We start from the raw sequence: 15,521 nt of genomic DNA, 5'->3' as shown, positions 1-15,521 counted from the left end.
GCACCGGATCAAAAGGCCCCGATTCAAGCTCTGTGTCAAACAGGGGCCGGCCGGGAGAGGAGACAAGCGATGGCAGGTGCAATGGCGCCGACGCTACCTGATGACGGGGTGGCGGCGATTCAGGCAGAAGCCGATGCGGCGCAAGGCGCGCCGGGCGGCGGAACCGACGCACGAAGCTGGCCTTCGGCAGGGGCGGCGTGGTTCGCGCTCTTTGCCATCGTGCTGGCCACGTTCCTCAATTTCTTCGACCAGACGGTGTTCGGCATGCTGGCCCAGCGCATCAAGCTGGACTTCGGGCTGAGCGACGAACAGCTCGGCTTTCTGGGTGGGCCGGCCAGCGTGATCTTTTTCGTGGTGGTGGGCATTCCGCTGGCGCGACTGGCCGATGTCTATCCCCGGCGGCTGGTGCTGGCGGGGGGCATGCTGGCCACCGGCACGATCATGGCGCTGGGCGGGCTGGCCCAGGGCTTTGGCCAGTTCGTGGGCACGCGCATGTTCCTGGGCGCGGGCGGATCGGCGCATGCGCCGGCATCCTATTCGCTGCTGGCCGATTTCTTCCCACCACGAAAGATCACGCGCGCCTTTGCCGTGCTGCAACTGGGCTTCATCGGCGGGACCACGGTGGGCGTGGCGCTGGGCGGCAAGCTGATCGTGTGGCTGGCGGGCGTGTCCGATCCGGTGGTGCTGGGCCTGCACGTGCATTCCTGGCAGCTGATCCTGCTGGGGCAGGCCGCGCTCGGGCTGGTGGCGGCGCTGCTGCTGCTGGCGATTCGCGAGCCGGCGCGGCGGGGCCTGGCGCCGGCCGCCAGCCGCGGGGCAGACCTGGAACGCCCCGGTCTGGGGCGGCGCATCCTGGCGTTCACCGGGCTTGATGCCATGCGTGCGATCCATGCGCGCGGGCGGGTCTATTATCCGCTGTTCCTGGGGCTGGCGCTGGCGGCGGTCGAGACGTTCGGCCTGGCGTTCTGGCGGGTGCCGTTCATGATCCGCACGTATGGCTGGGACGAAGGGCGGATCGGCATGGTCATGGCCCCGATGCTGCTGGTCAGCTCGTTGCTGGGCGTGTTCCTGGGCGGCGTGTTCGTGGAATGGATGGCCAAGCGCCACAAGGATGCCAACGTGCGTTGCGCGGCGATTCTGTTCGGCCTGGTCACGGTCTGCGCGATCGTGTCACCGCTGATGCCCACGGGCGAGACGAGCCTGGCGGTCATGGCGCTGAGCGGCATGTTCGGCCTGGCTGGGGCCGTGCCGCAGAACGCCGCGATCCAGCGCATCGCGCCCAATGAAATGCGCGGGCAGGTAACAGCGATCTATCTGTTCATGTTCACCTTTTTCGGTGCGATGGGCAGCTTTGTGGTGGGCGTTGTGGCGCAGCGCATCGTGGGCGTGGAAGCGCAGCTGTGGAAGGCGCTGGTGATCACCGCCGCCGCCCTGCTGCCGATCGCGACGATCAGCATGATCCTGGCCATCCGCCCCTATCGCGAGGAAGTGGCCCGCCTCGAGGCGCAAGGGCGTTGACAGCCCGGTCCCGATCCGCAATTTGTTAGTTAGACAAACAAAGTGGAGAGAGTGATGACGGGCGAAACCGGAAGCGATCGTATTGCCGCGCTGGAGGAAAAACTGGCGCAAGTGGAAGCGCGGCTGACCGTGCGCGAAGATGAACTGGACGTGCGCAAGCTGCAGCACCTCTATGGCTACCTGATCGACAAGTGCCTTTATAACGAGACGGTGGACCTGTTCACCCCGGATGGCGAAGTGCGCTTCTTCGGCGGCACCTGGAAAGGCAAGGAAGGCATTCGCCGGCTCTATGTGGAGCGGTTCCAGAAGCGCTTCACCTATGGCAACAACGGCCCGATCGATGGCTTCCTGCTCGACCATCCGCAGTTGCAGGACATCATCGACATCCAGCCTGACGGCGTGACCGCGCTGGCGCGTGCGCGCTCGATGATGCAGGCCGGGCGCCACAAGGATTTCGAGGGCGATGCGCCGCACCTCAAGGCCCGGCAGTGGTGGGAAGGTGGCATTTACGAGAACACCTACAAGAAGGTGGACGGCAAGTGGCACATCCATATCCTGAACTACATGCCGATCTGGCACGGCGACTTTGAAAGCGGCTGGGCCAATACCCCGCCCGAATACGTGCCGTTCCCCAAGGTGACTTATCCCACCGATCCCACGGGGCCGGATGAACTGCTGGAAGGCCACTGGTTGTGGCCCACCCACAAGATCACCCCGTTCCACATGAACCATCCGATCACCGGCAAGCCGATCGAAGCGCAGCGCCTGCAGCGCGACCTCGATCACGATGCCGCCATCGCTGCGAAGTAAGCCACCGACCATGACGACAACCGCCTATCCCTCGCTTTGCATGATCATCAACGGCCAGCGCGTGAGCGGGGGTGGGCGGCGCACCCATGCCGTGGTCAACCCGGCCACCGGCGCCGTGCTGGGCGAATTGCCGCTGGCCGACGCCGCAGACCTCGATGCCGCGCTGGAGGCGGCCGCCCAGGGTTTTGCCCTGTGGCGCAAGTCCACCCCGCAGCAGCGCGCCGCCGTTCTCAATGGCGCGGCGCGGCTGATGCTGGAGCGGCAGGAAGACCTCGCCCGCGTGGCCACGCTGGAACAGGGCAAGACCCTGGCCGAGGCGCGGATCGAAGTCTTGATGAACGTGGGCCTGTTCCAGTTCTATGCCGGGGAAGTGCAGCGCATCTATGGCCGCGCGCTGGTGCGACCCACCGGCATGCGATCGACCGTGACGCACGAGTCGGTGGGGCCGGTGGCGGCCTTTGCGCCGTGGAACTTCCCGCTGGGCAACCCCGGGCGCAAGCTGGGCGCGCCAGTGGCGGCGGGCTGTTCGGTGATCCTGAAAGCGGCGGAGGAAACCCCGGCCAGCGCGCTGGGCGTGCTGCAATGCCTGCTCGACGCCGGGTTGCCGCCGCAAGTGGCCCAGGCGGTGTTCGGCGTGCCCGATCAAGTGAGCCGGCACTTGTTGGGCAGCCCGGTGATCCGCAAGCTGTCCTTCACCGGATCGACCCAGGTGGGCCAGCATCTGGCCAAGCTGGCGGCCGATGACATGAAGCGCACCACGATGGAACTGGGCGGCCATGGCCCGGTGCTGGTCTTTGCCGATGCCGATCTCGACCGCGCGATCGAAACCGCCGTGGCGCACAAGTATCGCAACGCCGGGCAGGTCTGCGTCAGCCCCACGCGCTTCATCGTGGAAGAGCCGGTGTTCGAGGCGTTTCGCGATGGCTTTGCCGCGCGCGCCGCCCAGGTGCGCGTGGGCAACGGGCTGGACGAAGGCGTGCAGATGGGGCCGATGGCCAACCCGCGCCGGCCCGAAGCGATGGAGCGGCTGATCGGCGATGCGCGTGCGCGCGGCGCACGGCTGCACACCGGGGGAGAGCGGATCGGCAATGCCGGGTTCTTCTTTGCGCCTACCGTGCTGTCCGACATTCCGCTCGATGCCGCGATCATGAACGAGGAGCCGTTCGGCCCGGTGGCGCTGATCAACCGCTTTGCCGATGCCGATGCGATGATCGCGGAAGCCAACCGCCTGCCCTATGGCCTGGCGGCCTATGCCTGGTGCCAGGGCCACGCCACGCGTGCCCGCGTCGCGGCCGAAGTGGAAACCGGGATGCTGGGCATCAACACCACGATGATCGGCGGGGCGGATGCGCCCTTTGGCGGGGTGAAATGGTCGGGCCACGGGCACGAGGATGGGCCCGAGGGCCTGATGGCGTGCCTGGTGACCAAGACCGTGCACGAAGCCTGATGCGCCCCGTCATGTGCCCAGTCATACGCAACGTCATGGCTGGGCAACACTGTGGCAAAGCAAGAGGCATAGCGGGGCGGGTTTACCCCCTTCCTGCCGGAGTGCCCCATGCGCCGTCTTTCTGCCTTTGCCCTGATGCTGGCCGCCACCCCCGCGCTGGCCGCGGAGGACGACGCGCAAGTTTGGCTGGCGCAGCAATCGTTTCTCAACCTGAACCAGGACCTGGTGCTGTTCACCGACCTGCAACTGCGCCTGACCGACGATGCCGAGCGCGCCGGCCAGGCGATTGCGCGCGGCGCGCTGGGGGTGAAGCTGGATCGATCGACCACGGTGTGGGGCGGCTATGGCTATATCCGCACGGATCCGCTGGGCGGCCGGGTGACCCACGAGCATCGCGTGTTCGAGCAGGTGACCTGGCGCGCCTTTGGCGACGGGGCAGGCAATGGCACGACACGCCCGACGCTGACAGGGCGCACGCGTCTGGAACAACGCATGCTGGAAGGGCAGGGCGGCACCGGCTGGCGCCTGCGCCAACTGGTGCGCCTGGACGTGCCGCTGGGCAAACCGGGCACGCCGCAGGCGGTGGTCTGGGCCGAGCCGTTCGTGGGCCTCAACCGCACCGGGTGGGGCCAGAAATCGGGCTTCGACCAGTTGCGCGGCTTTGCCGGCCTGGCCGTGCCGCTGGCGAAGGGGATCAGCGTGGAGGCCGGCTACTCGGGCCAATACGTGTCCCGCCCGGCGCGCGAAGACCGGATGAATCACATTGCCAGCCTGTCGCTGATGATCCGCAGGTGATCGCGCGCGGGCTGGCCCATAACCAGGAGAGGCCCGCATGACCCAGGAACTCAAGACCGGCGATCTGAAAACAGGTGGCGCGCAAGGATACTTGCGCATCGCCACCGAAGAAGCCTTTGCCACGCAGGAACAGGTCGATGCCTATTTGCGCATGATCCGCGATGGCGAGGCAGACAAGGGCATGGTCTCGCTCTGGGGCTTTTATGCGCAATCGCCGTCGGAGCGGGCGGTGCAGATCATGGAGCGGCTGCTCGACTTGGGGCCGAGGCGCATTGCCGACATGGATGCCACCGGCATCGACAAGGCGATCCTGGCGCTGACATCGCCCGGCGTGCAGCCCTTGACCAACCTGGACGAGGCCAAGGCGATTGCCGCGCGCGCCAACGACCGGCTGGCCCAGGCGTGCGAGACCTATCCCGACCGCTTCATCGGGCTGGGCACGGTGGCGCCGCAGGATCCGGAATGGTCCGCCCGCGAAATCCATCGCGGGGCCAAGGAACTGGGCTTCAAGGGCATCCAGATCAACAGCCATACGCAAGGCCGCTATCTGGACGAGGATTTCTTCGATCCGATCTTCCGCGCCCTGGTCGAAGTGGACCAGCCGCTGTACATCCACCCGGCAACCCCGCCCGATGCCATGATCGGGCCGATGCTGGAGGCCGGCCTTGACGGCGCGATCTTTGGTTTCGGCGTCGAAACCGGGATGCACCTGCTGCGGCTGATCACCATCGGCATCTTTGACAAGTATCCCAGCTTGCAGATCATGGTGGGCCACATGGGCGAAGCGCTGCCCTACTGGCTCTATCGCCTGGACTACATGCACCAGGCCGGGGTGCGTTCGCAGCGCTATGCGCGGATGAAGCCGCTCAAGAAGACCATCGCCGAATACCTGCGCTCCAACGTGCTGGTTACCAATTCGGGCATGGCGTGGGAGCCGGCGATCAAGTTCTGCCAGGAGGTGATGGGCGAGGACCGGGTGATGTATGCCATGGACTATCCCTATCAATACGTGGCCGACGAAGTGCGCGCGATGGATGCGATGGACATGACGCCGCAAACCAAGGCAAAGTTCTTCCAGACCAACGCGCAGCGCTGGTTCAAGCTGTAAGCCGGCACGACAAGAACAACGGGAGAGAGACGATGTACGCAGTGGCAGGGGCATCGGGGCAATTGGGGCGGCTGGTGCTGGCCGAACTGGTGGCGCGCGCGGGCGCGGCCCAGGTGGTGGCGCTGGCGCGCGATCCGGCCAAGCTGGAAGGCGCGGGCGTTGGCGCCCAAGTCTTGGGCCGCGTGGCCGATTACGACAAGCCCGAAACGCTGGCGCCCGCGCTGGCCGGGGTGGAACGGCTGCTGCTGATTTCGGGCAACGCCGTGGGCGCGCGCGTTTCGCAGCACAAGGCCGTGATCGATGCGGCCGTGGCGGCTGGCGTCAAGCTGATCGCCTATACCTCGATCCTGCATGCCGATACGTCCACCATCGGCCTGGCCGAAGAGCACAGGCAGACCGAAGCCTTGCTGCGCGCCAGCGGCGTGCCGTTCGTGCTGCTGCGCAACGGCTGGTATAACGAGAACTATACCGGCGCGCTGGCGCCCGCGATTGCCCATGGTGCGATCATCGGCGCCGCGGGCGAGGGACGCATCGCCAGTGCCACGCGGGCGGACTATGCGGCGGCGGCGGCCACCGCGCTGATCGGCGCGCGCGGGGGCGAGGTCTATGAACTGGCGGGCGACACCGCCTTTACCATGGCGGAATTCGCGGCAGAGGTTTCGCGCCTGGCGGGCAAGCCGGTGGCCTATGTCAACATGACCAAGGCCGATTATGCCGCTGCGCTAGAAGGCGTGGGCCTGCCCGGGTTCCTGGCGCAGATGCTGGCCGATTCCAGCTTTGAATCGAGCAAGGACCAGCTGTTCGATGCCAGCCGCACGCTCAGTGCATTGATCGGCCGGCCGACCACGCCGATTGGCGATACCATCGCTGCGGCGCTGGCCTGATCATGGCGGAATCCGGCGACGCGCCCAATCCTTCTGGCGTTCCTTCTCGCCTCATTGCCAAGGGCGGCTGGTATGCCCTGGTGCTGGTGGCGCTGACCAATGCGATGAGCCTGCTCGATCGCCAGATCCTGGCGATCCTGGCCCCGGCGATCAAGCAGGACCTGGGGGTGGGCGATGCGGAGATGGGCCTGCTCTACGGCACGGTCTTCGCGCTGTTCTACGCGCTGTTTTCGCTACCGGTCGGCCGCCTGGCTGATGGCTGGACGCGCACCCGGCTGCTGGGGATCAGCCTGGTGCTGTGGTCGGCGGCGACCGGGCTGGGTGGCCTTGCCACCAGTTTTGCCCTGCTTGCCCTCTCGCGCCTGGGCGTGGGGATCGGCGAGGCGGCGACCCAGCCGGCCGGCACATCACTGATCTATGATTTCTGGCCCAAGCATCGGCGCGGTTTCGTCATGGCGGTGATGGCCTCGGCCATTGCGCTGGGGCTGGGCGGCTCGCTGATCCTGGGCGGTGTGGCGGCGCAGGCCTGGACCGAACATTGGGCCGGCGGCGCGGCGCCCTGGGGGCTCAAGGGCTGGCAGTTCGCGTTTCTGGTGGCCGCCGCGCCCGGCTTTGTCCTGGCGGCCTTCGTCGGCACGATGAAGGAACCGGCACGCGGCGCCATCGATGGTCTGGCCGCGCCGTTCGATCCGCATCCGTTTCGTGCCAGCTTTGCCCTGTTGGGTGGGGTGACGCCGGGGCTGCACTGGATTGCCATGGCGCTGCGCCGCGTGCATCTGCGCGCACTGGGTTTCAACCTGGCAGCGCTGGCGGCAATCGTGGCGGTCATGGCCGGGCTGTCCGTGGTTTGCCGCGGCCTTTCGCTGCGCCCGCCGGTGCCGCTTGGCCCCGTCACCGTGGATGCCCACACCCTGCAATGGACAGTGATCGGCTTTGGCCTGTTCGTGCTGGTCAACCTGATGCAGCGGATGCGCGCCGACGATGCCCAGGCGTTTCGCGTGATCGCCGGATCACCCACGCTGATCATGGCGATTGCGGTGGGCACGCTGCAATCGGCGATCAACTATGGCATGATGGCATTCAATCCCAGCTTCCTGATCAAGACCTATCATCTTTCGATGAAGGACACGGCGCTGCAGTTCGGGCTGCTTTCGGCCGGGATGGGCATTGTCGGCCCGTTGATCTGGGGCCCTCTGGCCGACCTGCTGCACCGCCGCCTGCCGTCTTCGGGCCGGGCGATGGTGGCGCTGTTCGCCATGGGGGTTTCGCCCATCCTTTCGTTCTGGACGTACCTTTCACCTGATCCGGCCACGTTCTATTGGCACTTTGCGATCTACAGCCTGGTGCTGACGGGCTGGATGCCCCCACTCTATGCGATCATGTACGATCAGGTGCTGCCGCGCATGCGCGGGATCACCGCCAGCCTCTATCTCTTGACCATGACCATCGTGGGCATGGGCATCGGGCCCTATGCGGTGGGGCTGATTTCCGACGCCACCGGCAACCTCACCCATGCGATGCTGACGATGAACGCGGTGGCCGTGCCGATCGTGGTGCTGATGCTGCTGATCGCGCGGCGTTCGGCGCGGGATGAGGCGGGATTGGTGGGGCGGTAACGGAAGTAGCACAAGGCTTCCACCACCCCCCGACCCCCCTCCTCTGAAGAGGAGGGGGAGTATAAACCAAAAGCCCCATCCTCTTTAGAGGAGGGGGTTGGGGGTGGTGGAAACCGCAATCAACGTCACAAAACCCGCCACACCCACAGCTTGATGCCCAGCGGATAGCGCGCGCCGCTGCAGATGAAGATCGACTGGTTCATCCACTCGTATTTGCCCAACGGCGCGATGAATTCGGGCACGGTGCGGAAATAGTATTCGGCCGGATCGACCTCTTCCCCCGCAGCCAGGCGCGCCATCACGTCGGGCGGGCCGCGGCGCAGGCCCTTGTTGCGGATCTGGATAAGCACGCCATCGTCGGTCTCGATGGCATAGAGCGCATCGGCCACGGTGACGCCGTCGGGCCGGGTGAGCTGCCAATCGGCCGAATTGCCCACCAGGCGGCCCTGGATCAGTGGCCCTTCCACGCGCCCGCCGCCCACGATCGGGATGATGCGGCGGGTGCCGTCATAAGTCGGCCCGATCTGGCGCGGCGGTTCGAGTTCGCCGCTGGCCTCATAGACGAATTCCAGTTCGGGCTTGATCATGCGTGCTCTCCCATCGACCAGATCGTTATGCGGCATAGCATAAGGCGATCACGCCGCCAGGCCAATCTCGGCCGCATCGGCCCAGTTGCCGTGCAGGCCAAAGCGCAGGCGAATGGGAATGTGCACGGTGGCCAGCGGGCCGTTGGCGATGGCCTGGGCATCGAAGATCAACAGGTCGCTGCGCTGTTCTTCCAGCCGGTTGCACACTTGCACGATCCAGCCATCGCCCTCTGCCGCATCCTTGCTGCGCGGGATGAAGCACGGTTCCTGCAACGAAGAGACCGGGCCGCACCACCAGTGTTGCTCTTCTCCGCTAGCGAAATCCTTGTGGAACAGGCAATTCATCAAGAGGCCCCCGGCGCTGCCACCGCGCAGTTCCACGGGACGCTTCATGTCCATTTCCAGGAACCAGCCATGGCGCGTCTGGCGCCCGGCAAAGCGATCATCGATGCGCGGGAATTCGCACGCCGTGTCCGACAGGCGATCGATCGCGGCAAAGTCCTCTCCGTTGCTGGCCAGGTCCACCACCCAATCGGTGGGATAGCTCATTGCCTCGCGCCCGTTGAACGGGGCGCCGTGCACGTCGGGGAAGAACGGGAACATGTTGTTCTTCGCCTCGCACGTCAGGAAGTGGATCTTGCTGCCTTCCTGCCAGGCGTTGAGCACATGGCTGGCAAAGCAGTTGTCGCGTTTGAACCAGCGGATGTCATCCTGGGTCACGCCATCGCGGCGCGGGATCACGCCCAGGTACACTGGCTTGGTGGTGTCGAAGCCGAAGTGCGGCAGCCCTGCTTCCAGCCGTTCCCAACTGCCGATCGAGGGGATGATGTGCAGCACCAGGTAATCCTGGGTGATGCCGAAATCGTGCATCATGCAGTAATAGGGGACCTTGAACCACACCTCGCGCACCAGTTCGCCGCTCGGGCTTACTTCCATGTACGTCACGTCATCGGTGCACAGGCCGCTGGCGGCATAGCCGATCGCCACCATGTTGCCGGTGGCCGGATCGATCTTGGGGTGCGAGGTAAAGGTCTGCCCGGTCATCTTGCCGCCGAACTTTTCAAAGCCGATGGTTTCCATGCTGGCCGGGTCCATCAGCAGGGCGGGGCTGTCTTCCTTCATTGCCCACAGCTTTCCGGCGTAGATGAAGGCGTTGGTGTTGGCCGTGGAGCGGATCTGCCCTTTCACGCTCTCGTCATCGGTCAAGGGATTGCGATAGGCGCCGAACAGGCCCTTGCCGGCTGCCTTCTCCAGCTTCCACTTGTCGGTCTGGGCCCAGCGCTGGCGAAAATCCACCTGGCCATCGTGAATGTGGAAGCGGGTGATCATGCCATCGCCATTGAAGGCAATGTCATCGCCCAGACGCGGGGGGAATTGCGGGTCTGGCTGAACGCGGTAAAACGCCCCGTTCAGTTCGCGGGGAATTTCGCCTTCGTGGGCCAGGTCGGCGATGTCGGCTTCGATCCGCGACGGGGTGTTGAAGCCGGTGAAGCTGGGCGAAGCGGGAAAGTGAGACACTGGCATCCTCCTGCTGGTATTGTATGGTTGGCTAACAATTGCGCTCTTCTGATGCGCAAGGCAATGGGGAGCAGGCATTGATCAAGGACAAGTTTGCCGATGCGGTGACGCCGCCCCCTGGCGAAGAAGCCGATATCGGCGAAATCAACGGAATCCTGGGCTTTCACATCCGCCTGGCGCATGGCGCGTGCCTGCGCCATTTCACCGAAACCTTCACCGAGCTGGACCTGACGCAGAAGCAGGTTTCGGTGTTGTGGCTGGTGGACGATCACCCCGGTATCGCGCAGACCGACCTGGCGCAGCGCCTGCGGATGGACCGCGCCACGACCATGGCGATCATCAACCGGTTGCAGGCCAAGCACTTCCTGCGGCGCGATCGATCGGCCGAGGATGGCCGCAAGCAGGCGCTGTTCCTGGAACCGCAGGGCCAGATCATGCTATCGCGCGCCAAGCACGCGATTGCCGAGCACGAAGCCTGGGTGAAGCGCCATTTTTCCGACAAGGAAGTGAAGCTCCTGCTGGAACTGCTGGCGCGCATTCACGAGTAGCCAGATCGTTTCGGCATGTTATAAAGCATAGCAATAATACGCCAGCCGGGCCTGTGGGAGAGAACCGATGTTGAACGATCCGCGCGAAGTGATTCGCCAATCGCCCATGGGGCTGCGGCAGTGGATTGCCGTGACCTTGATGATCGCGCTCAATGCGCTCGACGGGTTCGACGTGCTTTCCAGTGCCTTTGCCGCGCCCGGCATTTCCAAGGAATGGGGCATCGGCCGCGACGCGCTGGGCGTGGTACTGTCGATGGAACTGATCGGCATGGGCTTTGGCTCGATCGTGCTGGGCGGCGCGGCAGACCGGTTTGGCCGGCGGCCCACGGTGCTCGGTTGCCTGGTGGTGATGGCGCTGGGAATGGGCCTGGCGACCACGGCGAGCAGCCCGGTCACGCTGGGCTTGTGGCGCCTGCTCACCGGCCTTGGCATCGGTGGCATGCTCGCGGCGATCAACGCGGTGACGGCCGAGATCTGCAGCACCAAGGGCCGCAGCCTGGCGATGTCGCTGATGGTGATCGGCTATCCCATCGGTGCCACGGTGGGCGGCACGATTGCCGCCCTCCTGCTCAAGAGCGGCGATTGGCGCGTGGTGTTCGAATTTGGCGCGATCGCCACGGTGGTGTTCATCCCGCTGGTCTGGTTCCTGGTGCCTGAAACGCCGGCGTGGTTCCTGGTCAGCCGCCCGGCCGATGCCCTGGCGCGGGTCAACCGCTCGCTGGGTGCACTGCGCCTGCCTGCCGTGCATGCGCTACCTCCGGTGGAAACCGGCGCGGCCAAGTCCAGCCTGTTCGACATTTTCCGGCCGGGCCTGGTCGGCACCACGCTGCTGCTCACGCTGGGCTATTCGCTCCACTGCATCACGTTCTATTACATCCTGAAGTGGAGCCCCAAGATCGTGGCCGATTTCGGCTATACCCAGCCGCAGGCAGCCAGCGTGCTGGTGTGGGCCAATATCGGCGGGGCGATCGGCGGTGGACTGTTCGGGTTCCTGATGCACCGGTTCGGCATCAAGTGGCCGACGATCGCCATGCTGCTGGCCGGCACCGTGGCGGTTTCGCTGTTCGGCCTGGGGGCAGACAGCCTGGTCGGCTGGCGCGTGGCGGTGTTCTGCACCGGGTTTACCACCAATGCCGCGATCGTCGGGTTCTATTCCGCGTTTGCCCAGGGCTTTCCGGCCAAGGTGCGCGCCACGGGCACCGGCTTTGCCATCGGCGCGGGGCGGATCGGCGCGGCCGGCTCACCCATCCTGGCGGGCGAACTGTTCCATGCCGCGCAATTGCCGCTGCTGACCGTGTCGATCATCATGGGGCTGGGCTCGCTTGGCGCGGCGGCCACGCTGCTGGCGCTGCGCCTGCGCGAGGCGCACTGACCGGGTCGCAACTGGGGTCAGGTGAGGATGCTTACGTCAGCAAGCCGGGCCCCAGCAGCGTCAGAATCTTGACGTCGATCGCCATGCCTTCCGCCCGGCGGGCGGCGACATAGCCGGCAATATCGTCCAGCGGCGCGTGGTGCACGGTGATGCCTTCGCCTTCTACCCCGCCGCCGGCCGAAACCCGCGTCAGGCCATGGGCACGGAACAGAGTAAAGCTTTCCGAGACCATGCCGGGGCTGGACCAGAATTCGCCCAGCGCTTCCATGCGCGCGGCGCGATAGCCGGTTTCTTCTTCCAGTTCGCGTGAGGCGGCAAGGCTCGCGTCTTCGTCCTGGCTGCTATCGTCATCGCCGATCAGGCCGGCGGGCAATTCCAGGCAGGGGCGGCCCAGCGGCACGCGGAACTGTTCCACCAGGATCACGTCGCGCGCTTCGGTCATCGCCAGGATCACCGCCGCGCGAATGTTGCGCGCGCGGCTGACATATTCCCAGCGGCCGCGCGTTTTGGCGGCAATGAAGCGGCCTTCCCAAGGCGTTTCCTCGGGATTGTCGCGGAATTCGTCTTCAAGGCTCATAGCAGGATCGGTCCGTCGGGCAGTTCGTTGCGGTCATCCGCCAGGGCCGGGGCGGCTTGGGCGAGCACGGCGCCGATGCGCTCGATCGCGGCGACCATGCCATCGCCCAGGCGCCCCTCGCGCAAGGGCGCCAGCAGGGCCGCCATGGCATCGCCCCACACTTCCGGGCTGACATGGTCAGCAATCGCGCGGTCGGCGATGATCTCGGCCTTGCGCTCGGCCAGCGAGACATAGAGCACCACGCCGGTGCGCCCGGTGGTGCGGCTTTCCGCGCCCAGGCGAAAGGCAGTGAGGGCACGGGCGTGGACGCGGGCGCGCTTGATGGGCGCCGGGGTGAGCCACAGGCGCAGGCGATGCCACTGCAGGATCGCGAGGCTGGCGGCGAACTTGACCACCGCCACGGTGAGGGCGAGGCCGAAATAGGCACGCGCGCTCCATTCCGTGGCCCACAGGCCCAGCACGCGATCGACCAGCGCCACGTAAAACGCAGGGGTGGCTTCCAGCGCGGCCAGCGCCAGGAACGCGATGAACACCGACCAGGCCAACGCCACGTCGGTGTAAGGGTCGGACTGCGCGGATACGACGGTCACGATCTCGCCCGCCGTGTCGCGCTCGGCCTGGGCCACGGCGGCCGCGATGCGGGCACTGTCATCCTGGGTCAACAGCATGTCACCAATCCCCCGAAGCGCCACCGCCGCCAAAACTGCCACCGCCGCCGGAGAAGCCGCCGCCACCACCGCCGCCCCAGTCCGATCCGCCGCCAAAGCCGGAACCGCCACCGCCGCCGCCCCATCCGCCGCTCGGGAAGATGAACACGCCGGGCCCGCCGCCGCCATAGCGGCGCCCGCCGCCCCGCATGGCGCGCAGGAACGGCAGGACGAAGAACAGGCCGAAGATCACCAGGAACACCACGGTGCCCGCGTCGAAGTGCGGCTCGTTGGCCTTCTTCTGCGCCTTGGCCGCCTGCGCCGCCACCTGGCGCGCCTGATCCTCGGGCAGCTTGAGCTGGGCGATCAGCTGGTCGGTGGCCGCGTTGATGCCGCCGGCGTAATCGCCCGCCTTGAAGCGCGGCACGATTTCACGCTGGATGATCACTTCCGAAAGCGCGTCGGTCAGGATGCCTTCCAGGCCATAGCCCACCTCGATCCGCACTTTGCGCTGGTTGGGCGCGACCAGCAGGATCGCGCCATCGTTGCGCTGCTTGTCACCCAGGCCCCAGGCGCGGCCCAGGCGATAGCCATAATCCTCGATCTCTTGCCCTTGCAGATCGGGCACGGTGGCCACCACCAACTGGCGCTGCGACTGCTGTTCCAGCGCGGCCAGCTTGGCATCGAGGGCCTGTACCTGTTCGGGCGAAAGCAGGTGCGCGTCGTCCACCACGCGGCCGGTCAGCTGCGGAAACGTCTGCGCCCAGGCTGGCGTGGCGAAGATCGCCAGCACCAGCAGGGCAAGGGCGGCCCAGCGCTGTACGAAGTGCCGTTTCACCGGCTTAATTGAAATTGACCTTGGGCGCTTCGTCGGCCCCGGGCGTCGTGGCCTGGAACGGCACCATCGGCTTGGCACCATAGATCACCTTGGCGCCGATCACCGCCGGGAACGTGCGGATCGTGGTGTTGTAGGATTGCACCGCGTCGTTGTAATCGCGGCGGGCCACGGCGATGCGGTTTTCGGTGCCCTCAAGCTGGCTTTGCAGGGCCAGGAAATTCTCGTTGGACTTGAGATCGGGATAGGCCTCGACATTGGCCATCAGCCGGCCCAGCCCCTGCGACAGCTCGCCCTGCGCCTTTTGATAGGCGGCAACCTTGTCGGGGTCGGAAAGGTCGGCCGCCGTGATCTGGACCGACGTGGCCTTGGCGCGGGCCTCGGTCACTTTCACCAGGGTGTCCTGTTCCTGGCGGGCATAGCCCTTTACGGTGGCCACCAGATTGGGCACCAGATCGGCACGCCGCTGGTACTGGTTCTGCACATCGGCCCACTTGGCCTTCGCATTTTCCTCGGCCGTGGGAATCGAGTTGACCCCGCAGCCGGCAAGGCTTGCCGCTGCCACGGCAGCAAGGGCGAAGCGGGGCAGAAAACGATTGAAGAGGCGGGACATGGATCGATCCTCGTTGCAGATGCGCTGATGACATAGCGCTGCGACGTTGCGGATCAAGGGCAGCGCAACGTCGTTGGTCGAACTGTAAAGCAATTACCTTGGCGCTTGCCGCCCGGCAGGGGTGGTGGCAATCATCCGCGACGACCTGGTTAAGAAGGGGAAATGGGCCGTGGCCATTCTCGACGAATTCAAGACTTTTATCGCCCGTGGCAACGTGCTCGATCTGGCGGTCGGTGTCATCATCGGCGGCGCCTTTGGCAAGATCGTGACCTCGCTGACCGAAAGCATGATCATGCCGGTGGTGGGTTTCGTGACTGGCGGCGTGGATTTCACGCGCTATTTCGTGCGCCTGGGGCCGATCCCGGCAACGTTCAAGGGTGATCCCGACAACTATGCCCAGCTCAAGGCTGCGGGCGTGCCGATGATCGGCTATGGCGATTTCATCACCCAGGCGGTCAATTTCCTGATCGTGGCCTTCATCATCTTCCTGATCGTGAAGCTCGCCAATTCGCTGATCCGCAAGCACGAGGAAAAGCCCGCTGCGCCCGAAGCGCCCAAGGGACCGAGCGAAGTGGACCTGCTGATCGAGATCAGGGACGCGCTCAAGGCCAAGGGGTGAAGCACGGTTGGGCGCGGGCTCGGGGCC

The 15,521-nt window shown here is 65.7% G+C and carries 16 protein-coding genes; 10 read left to right on the top strand and 6 right to left on the bottom strand.

All coding sequences use genetic code 11. The features are described from left to right. Positions 1 to 69: 69 nt before the first annotated feature. From FHT19_RS20255 to FHT19_RS20225, 7 genes are all read left to right on the top strand, one after another. Positions 70 to 1,518 carry an MFS transporter gene (locus FHT19_RS20255; protein ID WP_246866137.1) on the top strand — a complete coding sequence of 483 codons (1,449 nt, stop codon included), beginning with the start codon at positions 70 to 72 and terminating at the stop codon, positions 1,516 to 1,518. A 54-nt stretch (positions 1,519 to 1,572) separates the two neighbouring features. Beyond that, positions 1,573 to 2,328 (top strand): nuclear transport factor 2 family protein, encoded by a 756-nt coding sequence (locus tag FHT19_RS20250; protein ID WP_168556506.1) that lies wholly within the window; start codon positions 1,573 to 1,575, stop codon positions 2,326 to 2,328. Between the two features lie 10 nt (positions 2,329 to 2,338). Next, positions 2,339 to 3,775, top strand: coding sequence for an NAD-dependent succinate-semialdehyde dehydrogenase (locus FHT19_RS20245; RefSeq protein ID WP_169476560.1), 1,437 nt, complete (start codon positions 2,339 to 2,341; stop codon positions 3,773 to 3,775). A 108-nt stretch (positions 3,776 to 3,883) separates the two neighbouring features. After that, positions 3,884 to 4,570 carry a DUF2490 domain-containing protein gene (locus FHT19_RS20240; protein ID WP_169476559.1) on the top strand — a complete coding sequence of 229 codons (687 nt, stop codon included), beginning with the start codon at positions 3,884 to 3,886 and terminating at the stop codon, positions 4,568 to 4,570. A 37-nt stretch (positions 4,571 to 4,607) separates the two neighbouring features. Continuing rightward, entirely contained in the window at positions 4,608 to 5,678 is a 1,071-nt protein-coding gene (locus FHT19_RS20235; RefSeq protein WP_168556509.1) for an amidohydrolase family protein, read from the top strand. Positions 5,679 to 5,710: 32 nt separating this feature from the next. Beyond that, the gene (locus FHT19_RS20230) at positions 5,711 to 6,562 is read left to right on the top strand and encodes an NAD(P)H-binding protein (protein WP_169476558.1); all 852 of its coding nucleotides are present in this window, start codon (positions 5,711 to 5,713) and stop codon (positions 6,560 to 6,562) included. 2 nt (positions 6,563 to 6,564) lie between these two features. Next, on the top strand, positions 6,565 to 8,178 hold the full coding sequence (locus FHT19_RS20225) for an MFS transporter (protein WP_169476557.1): 1,614 nt from the start codon (positions 6,565 to 6,567) through the stop codon (positions 8,176 to 8,178). 125 nt (positions 8,179 to 8,303) lie between these two features. Here FHT19_RS20225 and FHT19_RS20220 read toward each other — a convergent pair whose 3' ends face one another. Beyond that, positions 8,304 to 8,765: a DUF3237 domain-containing protein gene (locus FHT19_RS20220; protein WP_168556512.1), complete on the bottom strand. Its 462-nt coding sequence runs from the start codon at positions 8,763 to 8,765 to the stop codon at positions 8,304 to 8,306. A 48-nt stretch (positions 8,766 to 8,813) separates the two neighbouring features. Beyond that, the gene (locus FHT19_RS20215) at positions 8,814 to 10,283 is read right to left on the bottom strand and encodes a carotenoid oxygenase family protein (protein ID WP_168556513.1); all 1,470 of its coding nucleotides are present in this window, start codon (positions 10,281 to 10,283) and stop codon (positions 8,814 to 8,816) included. 77 nt (positions 10,284 to 10,360) lie between these two features. Between FHT19_RS20215 and FHT19_RS20210 the strand changes: the two genes are divergently transcribed. Together FHT19_RS20210 and FHT19_RS20205 are read left to right on the top strand one after the other, a co-directional pair. After that, the gene (locus FHT19_RS20210; RefSeq protein ID WP_168556514.1) at positions 10,361 to 10,831 is read left to right on the top strand and encodes a MarR family transcriptional regulator; all 471 of its coding nucleotides are present in this window, start codon (positions 10,361 to 10,363) and stop codon (positions 10,829 to 10,831) included. Positions 10,832 to 10,898: 67 nt separating this feature from the next. Beyond that, positions 10,899 to 12,203, top strand: a complete 1,305-nt coding sequence (locus FHT19_RS20205; protein WP_168556515.1) for an MFS transporter — start codon at positions 10,899 to 10,901, stop codon at positions 12,201 to 12,203. 31 nt (positions 12,204 to 12,234) lie between these two features. Here the strand turns inward: FHT19_RS20205 and FHT19_RS20200 are convergent, their stop codons facing one another. Genes FHT19_RS20200 through FHT19_RS20185 form a run of 4 tightly spaced genes read right to left on the bottom strand, consistent with a single transcriptional unit; the run spans position 12,235 to position 14,875 of the window. Then, a complete protein-coding gene (locus tag FHT19_RS20200; protein ID WP_169476556.1) occupies positions 12,235 to 12,780 on the bottom strand; it encodes an NUDIX hydrolase in 546 nt (181 codons plus the stop codon). Next, positions 12,777 to 13,448, bottom strand: a complete 672-nt coding sequence (locus FHT19_RS20195; protein ID WP_169476555.1) for a hypothetical protein — start codon at positions 13,446 to 13,448, stop codon at positions 12,777 to 12,779. Before FHT19_RS20195 ends, FHT19_RS20200 begins: the two co-directional genes overlap by 4 nt. Before the next feature lies 1 nt (position 13,449). Then, entirely contained in the window at positions 13,450 to 14,226 is a 777-nt protein-coding gene (locus FHT19_RS20190; protein WP_248290609.1) for a TPM domain-containing protein, read from the bottom strand. Between the two features lie 43 nt (positions 14,227 to 14,269). Then, positions 14,270 to 14,875, bottom strand: coding sequence for a LemA family protein (locus tag FHT19_RS20185; RefSeq protein ID WP_169476553.1), 606 nt, complete (start codon positions 14,873 to 14,875; stop codon positions 14,270 to 14,272). Between the two features lie 169 nt (positions 14,876 to 15,044). Here FHT19_RS20185 and mscL point away from each other — a divergent pair, with 169 nt between their 5' ends. Then, complete coding sequence (gene mscL / locus FHT19_RS20180; RefSeq protein WP_168556584.1) at positions 15,045 to 15,494, top strand: large conductance mechanosensitive channel protein MscL; 450 nt, start codon at positions 15,045 to 15,047, stop codon at positions 15,492 to 15,494. The last annotated feature ends 27 nt before the right edge of the window (positions 15,495 to 15,521 follow it).

The organism is Novosphingobium sp. SG919, from assembly GCF_012932495.1.
GTDB lineage: Bacteria > Pseudomonadota > Alphaproteobacteria > Sphingomonadales > Sphingomonadaceae > Novosphingobium > Novosphingobium rhizosphaerae.
The sequence above is the reverse complement of the archived record's forward strand: the minus strand, read 5'-3'. Positions and strand labels throughout refer to the sequence as shown.

Bases quoted from the DNA above. Each gene is read 5' to 3' on its own strand.
- FHT19_RS20225 (WP_169476557.1), top strand. From the start codon at position 6,565: ATGGCGGAATCCGGCGACGCGCCCAATCCTTCTGGCGTTCCTTCTCGC.
- FHT19_RS20240 (WP_169476559.1), top strand. From the start codon at position 3,884: ATGCGCCGTCTTTCTGCCTTTGCCCTGATGCTGGCCGCCACCCCCGCG.
- FHT19_RS20195 (WP_169476555.1), bottom strand. From the start codon at position 13,448: ATGCTGTTGACCCAGGATGACAGTGCCCGCATCGCGGCCGCCGTGGCC.
- FHT19_RS20205 (WP_168556515.1), top strand. From the start codon at position 10,899: ATGTTGAACGATCCGCGCGAAGTGATTCGCCAATCGCCCATGGGGCTG.
- FHT19_RS20235 (WP_168556509.1), top strand. From the start codon at position 4,608: ATGACCCAGGAACTCAAGACCGGCGATCTGAAAACAGGTGGCGCGCAA.
- FHT19_RS20245 (WP_169476560.1), top strand. From the start codon at position 2,339: ATGACGACAACCGCCTATCCCTCGCTTTGCATGATCATCAACGGCCAG.
- FHT19_RS20220 (WP_168556512.1), bottom strand. From the start codon at position 8,765: ATGATCAAGCCCGAACTGGAATTCGTCTATGAGGCCAGCGGCGAACTC.
- FHT19_RS20230 (WP_169476558.1), top strand. From the start codon at position 5,711: ATGTACGCAGTGGCAGGGGCATCGGGGCAATTGGGGCGGCTGGTGCTG.
- FHT19_RS20255 (WP_246866137.1), top strand. From the start codon at position 70: ATGGCAGGTGCAATGGCGCCGACGCTACCTGATGACGGGGTGGCGGCG.
- FHT19_RS20250 (WP_168556506.1), top strand. From the start codon at position 1,573: ATGACGGGCGAAACCGGAAGCGATCGTATTGCCGCGCTGGAGGAAAAA.
- FHT19_RS20200 (WP_169476556.1), bottom strand. From the start codon at position 12,780: ATGAGCCTTGAAGACGAATTCCGCGACAATCCCGAGGAAACGCCTTGG.
- FHT19_RS20185 (WP_169476553.1), bottom strand. From the start codon at position 14,875: ATGTCCCGCCTCTTCAATCGTTTTCTGCCCCGCTTCGCCCTTGCTGCC.